The sequence below is a fragment of the Cellulomonas jepli genome, from assembly GCF_047229345.1.
In the GTDB taxonomy this organism is placed as follows: Bacteria; Actinomycetota; Actinomycetes; order Actinomycetales; family Cellulomonadaceae; genus Cellulomonas_A.
Genome location: NZ_JBFTER010000151.1, coordinates 1 through 8,800, shown reverse-complemented (window position 1 = coordinate 8,800; position 8,800 = coordinate 1). Strand labels below are relative to the sequence as shown.

The window sequence follows — 8,800 nt, the reverse complement described above, 5'->3', positions numbered from 1 at the left end:
GCCGGGGCGCGCGCGGCGGACGGTGCCGCGCGGTCAGGACGAGCAGCACGACGGCCGCCACGCGCGCGACGACCGAGCGCAGCAGGGGCACCATCGAGGCCAGGGTCGCGGCGGCGAGCAGACCCAGGGCGGCGGTCAGCGAGACCAGCGACGGCGAGGCGCTCGCGGTCGCGACGAGCGCCGAGACGACGGCGAGCGCCCACAGGACCGTCGCGGGCGCGGTGACGCGCGCGACCCGCGCCTGCACCGGGGCTGCCGCTCGCACGTGCCCTCCTCGCCGGGTCACCGGACCGCTGCCGTCAGCGGTGTCTGCTCGTCGGTCGAGCGTAACCGGCCGTCCCCCCCGCGGACGCAGCCCGCTGTGCGCTGCTCGCCGCTCCGGCTCACCGCTCGGCTCGCCGCTCCGGACCCGGCCGACGTGGGTCGGCCTGCGCGCCGCGTCCACCGCCGGAGTGCACGGCGTCGCTGGCAGACTCGTCGGGTGGTCGGCGACTGGGGTGGCTGGGACGGCATGCTCCGCGACCCGTGGCCGACGGAGCAGCTGCCGCCCGAGCGTCTGCCCTCGGTCGTCGCCGCCCGGGCACAGGGCTGGTACCTGGCCCCCGACGCGCCGCTGTGGTGCTTCGTCCCCGCGGTGTGGCCGGCGCGGGAGCGCGCCTGGGTGCCCGACCGGTCCGTGCGCGTGGTCCGGACGGTGTGCGACGGGGTCCCAGGCCCGGAGATCGCGTGGTCGGCGTGGGACCACGCGGAGGTGGAGGGCATCGTCGCCTCGCTCCTGGCCGACGCAGGCGTCCCCGTGCGGCCATCCGGTCGGCTCTGGCTGCTGCGGCCGCCCCCGGGCACGCGTGACCTCGACGAGGCCGTCGACCGGCTCACCGCGGGCGCGGAGGCCGCCGGGGGCCCGCTGATGTGCTGCGCCGAGCTCGTCGCCTGGTCCGCCGCGACGATCGACGGCTGGTTCGGGTCGGACGCGTGACCTCCGCGCGCTGCGGCGCCCGGGGGCCGTGCCTCGCTCTCAGACCCGCGTGGGCACGGGCCGCGTGTCGTCCGTCGTCGGCCGCGCACCACCGAGCAGCCCGCGACGGCGTGCCACGACCTCGAAGAGCAACGTCGTCAGCGGCGGGACGCTCGCCGCGAGCGCGAGCAGCGTCACGACCCAGGACCAGCGCAGCACCCGCGCGGCGACGAGCGTCGTGACGCAGTAGACGAGGAACGCGGCGCCGTGCAGGCGCCCGAACAGCCACACGCCGGCCTCGGTCGTCTCGGTGACGTACTTGAGGAACATCCCGACGAGCAGGCCGGTCCAGGTCACCGCCTCGACGACGGCGACGGTGGTGAAGGCGCGGCGGGCGAGGAGGGTGTGGTCACGTGCGGTCACGGGTCCATCCGATCACGGCCGCGGACGCGTCTGGGTCACAGGGCGGCGCGGTGCGCCGCGATCGACGGAGGCGTTCGTCACGCCGCCACGCTCGACGCGTGGACTCGCTGGGTCGCGACGACCCGTGCGACCCCGCCTCTCACGAGCGGCTGAGGGTGGGCCGTGGGGGTTGCGGCGAGGGCCCGGTGCGAGAAGCGTGGGGCGTGCTCACGGTCGAGCCCGCTGCCGCAGCGTCCACCGGCCCGCGCACGTGCGGACGGGGACCCGAGCACCTCGCACGAGGGCGAAGGAGCCCACGATGACCAGCACAGGAGAGACGGGAAGCGTCACCGGGACCAAGGACAAGGACTACAACATCCTCTGGTTCACGCAGGCGTGCCTGGACAACGCGCTGCGGCTCGAGACGTACATCCAGGACGCGGAGCGCGACGGCGACACCGAGCTCGCCGAGTTCTTCCGCCGCGCGCAGGGCGAGAGCCGCAAGGGCGCCGAGCAGGGCAAGCAGCTCCTGGCCGGCCGCCTGGCCCGCTGACCGGGCCGCACCGCACGGGCGCGACGGCCCCCGCGCCGCCACGCCGGGGTCCGTCGCGCCCGCCCGCGCCTGTGCCCGCCCACATCGCCTGCTCCCACACGCGCCCGGACCCGCCCGCGCCCCACGCCTGCGCGCGTCGAGCACGCCCGCAGGACCGGGTCGAACGAGCGGCGTCCCCGGTATTGCCCCGCCCCCGCCCAGGTCAAGGGACCGACGTCCTGCCGCCCGCGAACGCCCGGTGCTACGTTCGCAAGGACCTGCCGAGGAGTCACGACGACGTGACGAACTGCGAGGGGGCCCCATGTCGGGACGCAGCGGTGAGCAGCACGGTCGTGCCGGGACGGCGCCTGCGGGGCGCGGCTCCGGGGGCCGCGCGCCGACCGCGACGGCCCGGTCGACGCCACCCGCCACGCCCACCGGCTCGACCCGCAACCTCGTGCTGGCGACGCTCGGGTTCCTCGTCAACTTCTGGGCGTGGGCGCTCATCAGCCCGCTCGGCGCGGCGTACCGGGAGCGGCTCGACCTGACCGGGTTCGAGCAGGCGGTGCTCGTCGCGGTGCCCGTCGTCGTCGGCTCGCTCGGGCGGATCCCGGTGGGGGCGCTGACCGACCGGGTCGGCGCTCGGGTCATGTTCCCGGCCGTGAGCATCCTGACGGTTCTGCCGGTGCTGTTCGTCGGCCTGGTCGCGGAGAGCTTCGCGGCGATGCTCGTCGGCGGGTTCTTCCTCGGGCTGGGCGGCACTGCGTTCGCCATCGGGGTCCCGCTCGTCAACGCGTGGTACCCGCCGGCGCGGCGCGGCACGGCGCTCGGCATCTTCGGGCTCGGCATGGGCGGGACGGCGATCTCGGCGTTCACGACCGTGCGGCTCACCATCGCCGTCGGCCCCGAGGCGCCGTTCCTGATCGTCGCCGGCGTGCTGACGGTGTACGCGGTCGTGGCCGGCCTGCTCGTGCGCGACGCCCCGGGGCGGGTCGTGCCGCAGGGCTCGTTCCTCACCCGCACGTGGGCGACCGCGCGGCTCCGGGCGACGGGGCAGCTCAGCGTGCTGTACGCCGTGGGCTTCGGCGGGTTCGTCGCGTTCAGCGTCTACCTGCCCACCTACCTCATCAACGCGTTCGGCCTCACGCAGGAGGACGCGGCGCTGCGGACCGCGGGCTTCGTCGTGCTCGCCGTGCTCATGCGCCCGGTCGGGGGAGCGCTGACCGACCGCTTCGACGCCACGACCGTGCTCGCCGTGTGCTTCGTCGGCTCCGCGGTGCTCGCCGGGGTCGCGGCGCTCGAGCTGCCGCTCATCCCGGTCGGCACGATCGCGTTCCTCGGGCTCGCGGCGCTGCTCGGCGCGTCTTCGGGGGCGACCTTCGGGCTGGTGGCGAGCCTCGCGCCGCCCGAGAAGGTCGGCGCGGTCACCGGGCTCGTGGGCGCCGCGGGTGGGCTCGGCGGGTTCGTGCCGCCGCTCGTCATGGGCGCGGTGTTCGACGTCGCCGGGGACTACAGCCTCGGTCTCGCGCTGCTCGCGGTCGTCTGCGTGCTCACGGCCCTGTTCACGCGCGGTCCCGTCCGCCGTCACGCCCGCGCCCAGCGCGCCCCCGTCTGACGCCCGCACCCGGCGCCTCACCCGTACCGCCGCCCGGCACCGCCGTCCTCCCGCACCACGACGCACGACCCGCCGGAACCGACCACCCGGAAGGACCCCGCACCGTGACCCTGCAGAACGACCCGCCCCGGCTCGACGGCGACGTGACGGAGGCCCTGCTGCGGACGCGGCGGTTCCTCACGAAGAGCTCGGTGTCGCCGGACCTGCGGACGCTGCACCAGATCGGCGGGCGCGACGCCGACACCTTCTACCGGGACCGGTGGAGCCACGACAAGGTGGTCCGCTCGACGCACGGGGTCAACTGCACGGGCTCGTGCTCGTGGAAGGTGTACGTCAAGGACGGCATCATCACGTGGGAGTCGCAGCAGACGGACTACCCGTCGGTGGGCCCGGACTCCCCGGAGTACGAGCCCCGCGGGTGCCCGCGCGGCGCGGCGTTCAGCTGGTACACGTACTCACCCACCCGCGTCCGGTACCCGTACGTGCGCGGCGTGCTGCTCGAGCTGTACCGCGAGGCCAAGGCGCGGCTCGGGGACCCGGTGCTCGCGTGGGCGGACGTCGTGAACGACCCGGTCAGGGCGACGCGGTACAAGCGGGCGCGCGGCAAGGGCGGCCTGGTCCGGGCGACGTGGGAGGAGGCGGTCGAGCTCGTCGCCGCGGCGCAGGTGCACACGATCAAGGAGCACGGGCCCGACCGGGTCGCGGGGTTCTCGCCGATCCCGGCGATGTCGATGGTGTCGCACGGTGCGGGCGCCCGGTACCACGCGCTGATCGGCGCCCCGATGCTGTCGTTCTACGACTGGTACGCGGACCTGCCGGTGGCGTCGCCGCAGGTGTTCGGCGACCAGACGGACGTCCCGGAGTCGGGTGACTGGTGGGACGCGGGCTACCTGATCATGTGGGGCTCGAACCTCCCGGTGACGCGCACCCCGGACGCGCACTGGATGGCGGAGGCGCGCTACCGCGGGCAGAAGGTCGTCGCGGTCTCGCCCGACTACGCGGACAACGTGAAGTTCGCCGACGAGTGGCTCGCGGTGCAGCCGGGCACCGACGGCGCGCTCGCCATGGCGATGGGGCACGTGACCCTGAAGGAGTTCTTCGTCGACCGCCAGGTCCCGTACTTCACCGACTACGTGCAGCGGTTCACCGACCTGCCGTTCCTGGTCCGGCTCGAGGAGCGCGACGGCCGCTGGGTCCCGGGCAAGTTCCTGACCGCGGAGGACCTGCCGGGCACGGAGGCGCAGGGCGAGAACGCGGCGTTCAAGACGGTGCTGCTCGACGCCCGGACGGACAGGCCGGTGGTCCCGGGTGGCTCGCTGGGCCACCGGTACGGCGAGCAGGGCGTCGGGCGCTGGAACCTCGAGCTCGGCGACGTCGAGCCGCTGCTCAGTGCGGGCGGCCCGGTGCTCGGCGAGGTGGGGTCGGCGGAGGCGGTCGTCGTCGAGCTCCCGCGGTTCGACACGCTCGACGGGACCGCGGCGGTGTCGCGGCGCGGGGTGCCCGTGCGGCGGGTCGGCGACCACGTGGTGACGACGGTGCTCGACCTGCTGCTCGCGCAGTACGGCGTCGGGCGGGAGGGTCTGCCGGGGGAGTGGCCCACCGGGTACGACGACGCGTCGCAGCCCGGGACGCCCGCGTGGCAGGAGCAGTTCACGGGGGTCCCCGCGGCGAAGGCCGAGCGGATCGGACGGGAGTTCGCGGCCAACGCCGAGGAGTCGCGCGGCCGGTCGATGATCCTCATGGGCGCGGGGACCAACCACTGGTTCCACTCGGACACGATCTACCGCACGTTCCTCACCCTCACGACGCTCACGGGCTGCCAGGGCGTCAACGGCGGCGGCTGGGCGCACTACGTCGGGCAGGAGAAGGTCCGCCCGGTCACCGGCCAGCAGATGTACGCGACCGCGAACGACTGGGCCCGCCCGCCGCGCACGATGATCCAGACCGCGTACTGGTACCTGCACACGGACCAGTTCCGCTACGACCCGTTCAGCGCCGACACGCTCTCCGCGGCGACACCGGGCACGGGTGGGGCGTTCACGGGGATGACGACGGCCGACGTCATCGCGAAGTCGGCGCGCATGGGCTGGATGCCGTCGTACCCGACGTTCGACCGCAACCCGCTCGACCTCGCGGCCGACGCCGAGGCCGCGGGGCTGCCCGTCGGCGACTACGTGCCGCGCGAGCTCACCGAGGGCCGGCTCCGGTTCGCGGCGGAGGACCCCGACGCCCCCGAGAACTGGCCGCGCGTGCTGACGGTGTGGCGGGCCAACCTGCTCGGCTCGTCGGGCAAGGGCAACGAGTACTTCCTGCACCACCTGCTCGGGACCGACTCGAACCTGCTCGCCACCGAGGCGCCGCCCGGGTCGCGGCCGCGCGACGTCACGTGGCACGACGACGCGCCCAGCGGGAAGCTCGACCTGCTGCTCTCGCTCGACTTCCGGATGACGAGCACGACCGTCTACTCGGACGTCGTGCTCCCCGCGGCGACCTGGTACGAGAAGCACGACCTCAACACCACGGACATGCACCCGTTCGTGAACTCGTTCAGCCCGGCGATCGCGCCGCCGTGGCAGACGCGCACCGACTTCGAGATCTTCCACACCCTGGCCCGCGAGCTGTCCCGGCAGTCCGTGAAGCACCTGGGGGTGCGCCAGGACGTCGTCGCCGTCCCGCTCACGCACGACACCCCGGACGCGATGGCGAACCCGCACGGCCGGGTGCGGGACTGGAAGGCGGGCGAGTGCGACGCGGTGCCGGGCCGCACGATGCCGAAGCTCGTCGTCGTCGAGCGGGACTACCCGGCGGTCGCCGCGAAGCTCGCGACGCTCGGGCCGGTCCCCGACACCGCCGGCCTCACGACGAAGGGCGTGACGTTCGACGTCGGCCCCGAGATCGAGTACCTGCGCCGCAAGAACGGCGTCGCGCGCATCCCCGCCGGGGCGCCGGGTGCGGTCGCCGACGGGCGCCCGCTGCTGTCCCGCGACGTGCACGCCTGCGAGGCGATCCTCGCGCTGTCCGGCACGACCAACGGCCGGCTCGCCGTGCAGGGCTTCCACACGCTCGAGAGGCGCACCGGGACGCTCATGGCCGACCTCGCCGCCGAGCACGAGGGCAAGCAGGTCACGTTCGCCGACACCCAGGCCGCCCCGACGACCGTCATCACCTCGCCCGAGTGGTCCGGCACCGAGCACGGGGGGCGGCGGTACTCGCCGTTCACCGTCAACGTCGAGCGGCTCAAGCCCTGGCACACGCTGACGGGCCGGCAGCACTTCTACCTCGACCACGACTGGATGACCGAGCTCGGGGAGGGGCTGCCGGTGTTCCGGCCGCCGCTGAACATGCAGGCGCTGTTCGACGAGGGTGCCCTGGGCGCGACGGGTCCGGCGGGACCGAAGGGCGAGCTCGGCGTGACCGTCCGCTACCTGACCCCGCACAACAAGTGGTCGATCCACTCCGAGTACCAGGACAACCTCTTCATGCTGTCGCTCTCGCGTGGCGGCCCCGCGATCTGGATGAGCGACCGCGACGCGGCCAAGGTCGGCATCCGCGACAACGACTGGATCGAGGCCGTGAACCGCAACGGCGTGGTGGTCGCGCGGGCGATCGTCTCGCACCGGATGCCCGAGGGGACCGTGTACATGTACCACGCGCAGGACCGGCTCATCGACGTGCCGAAGGCCGAGACGACCGGGAAGCGGGGCGGCATCCACAACTCGCTGACCCGGCTGCTCGTGAAGCCGAGCCACCTCATCGGCGGGTACGCGCAGCTGGCCTACGCGTTCAACTACCTCGGCCCGACCGGCAACCAGCGCGACGAGGTGACGGTCGTCCGCCGCCGCTCGCAGGACGTGGAGTACTGACGTGACGGAACGGCGACGCACGGAGCGAGGAACGAGCGCAGGGCGGAGCGTGACCGCATGAGAGTCATGGCGCAGATGGCGATGGTCATGAACCTCGACAAGTGCATCGGGTGCCACACGTGCTCGGTCACCTGCAAGCAGGCGTGGACGAACCGCACGGGCACCGAGTACGTCTGGTTCAACAACGTCGAGACCCGCCCCGGCCAGGGCTACCCGCGGACCTACGAGGACCAGGAGAAGTGGGAGGGCGGCTGGACCCTGAACAAGAAGGGCCGCCTCCAGCTCAAGGCCGGCGGCCGGCTGAAGAACCTGCTGACGATCTTCGCGAGCCCCAAGCAGCCGTCGATCGACGAGTACTACGAGCCGTGGACGTACGACTACGAGAACCTCACGAACGCCCCGCTGCAGGACCACGTCCCGGTGGCCCGCCCCAAGTCGCTCCTGAGCGGCAAGGACATGCAGGTCGGGTGGAGCGCCAACTGGGACGACGACCTCGGCGGCGCCCCGGAGCTCACCGTGCACGACCCGGTGCTCAAGAAGGTCTCGGACAAGGTGCGGCTCGAGTTCGAGCAGACGTTCATGTTCTACCTGCCGCGCATCTGCGAGCACTGCCTCAACCCGTCGTGCGCGGCGTCGTGCCCCTCGGGCGCGATCTACAAGCGCGCCGAGGACGGCATCGTGCTCGTCGACCAGGACGCGTGCCGCGGCTGGCGCAAGTGCGTGACGGGCTGCCCGTACAAGAAGGTCTACTTCAACCACAAGACCGGCAAGGCCGAGAAGTGCACGTTCTGCTTCCCCCGCATCGAGGTCGGGCTGCCGACGGTCTGCTCGGAGACGTGCGTCGGGCGCCTGCGGTACATCGGGCTGGTGCTCTACGACGCCGACAAGGTGCTCGCCGCGGCGTCGGTCACCGACGAGAAGGACCTGCTCGACGCGCAGCGCGGGGTGTTCCTCGACCCGCACGACCCGGAGGTGCAGCGTGCGGCGGAGCGCGCCGGGATCCCGCACGACTGGGTCCAGGCCGCGCAGCGCTCACCGATCTGGGCGCTGATCAGCACCTACGAGGTCGCTCTGCCCCTGCACCCCGAGTACCGGACGATGCCGATGGTCTGGTACATCCCGCCGCTCTCGCCCGTCGTCGACGTGGTGCAGGAGACCGGCGTCGACAGCGAGGACACCTCGAACCTGTTCGCGGCGATCGAGACGCTCCGCATCCCGGTCGAGTACCTCGCGGAGCTGTTCACCGCGGGCGAGACCGCGCCGGTCACCGCGGTGCTCAAGCGGCTCGCGGCGATGCGCTCGTACATGCGCGACCTGAACATGGGCCGCCCCGGCAACCCGCGCATCCCCGAGTCCGTCGGGATGGACGAGGCGACGATGTACGAGATGTACCGCCTGCTCGCGCTCGCGAAGTACGACGAGCGGTACGTCGT

Annotated in this window: 7 protein-coding genes; 5 read left to right on the top strand and 2 right to left on the bottom strand. The window is 73.2% G+C overall.

Annotated features, from left to right (window positions below; all coding sequences use genetic code 11):
• A partial coding sequence (locus AB6N24_RS21995; RefSeq protein WP_412871495.1) for a hypothetical protein occupies positions 1-265 on the bottom strand: 265 nt, incomplete at its 3' end.
• Between the two features lie 216 nt (positions 266-481).
• Here AB6N24_RS21995 and AB6N24_RS21990 point away from each other — a divergent pair.
• The gene (locus tag AB6N24_RS21990) at positions 482-976 is read left to right on the top strand and encodes a DUF5956 family protein (protein ID WP_412871494.1); all 495 of its coding nucleotides are present in this window, start codon (positions 482-484) and stop codon (positions 974-976) included.
• Between the two features lie 39 nt (positions 977-1,015).
• Here the strand turns inward: AB6N24_RS21990 and AB6N24_RS21985 are convergent, their stop codons facing one another.
• Entirely contained in the window at positions 1,016-1,378 is a 363-nt protein-coding gene (locus tag AB6N24_RS21985) for a DUF3817 domain-containing protein (RefSeq protein ID WP_412871493.1), read from the bottom strand.
• Positions 1,379-1,676: 298 nt separating this feature from the next.
• On the opposite strand from AB6N24_RS21985, the gene AB6N24_RS21980 reads away from it, so the two are divergent.
• The 4 genes from AB6N24_RS21980 to narH all read left to right on the top strand — a co-directional run.
• Positions 1,677-1,910, top strand: coding sequence for a hypothetical protein (locus AB6N24_RS21980; RefSeq protein ID WP_412871492.1), 234 nt, complete (start codon positions 1,677-1,679; stop codon positions 1,908-1,910).
• Positions 1,911-2,211: 301 nt separating this feature from the next.
• Positions 2,212-3,504 (top strand): MFS transporter, encoded by a 1,293-nt coding sequence (locus tag AB6N24_RS21975; RefSeq protein ID WP_412871491.1) that lies wholly within the window; start codon positions 2,212-2,214, stop codon positions 3,502-3,504.
• A 104-nt stretch (positions 3,505-3,608) separates the two neighbouring features.
• On the top strand, positions 3,609-7,367 hold the full coding sequence (locus tag AB6N24_RS21970) for a nitrate reductase subunit alpha (protein ID WP_412871490.1): 3,759 nt from the start codon (positions 3,609-3,611) through the stop codon (positions 7,365-7,367).
• 57 nt (positions 7,368-7,424) lie between these two features.
• A partial coding sequence (gene narH, locus AB6N24_RS21965; RefSeq protein ID WP_412871489.1) for a nitrate reductase subunit beta occupies positions 7,425-8,800 on the top strand: 1,376 nt, incomplete at its 3' end.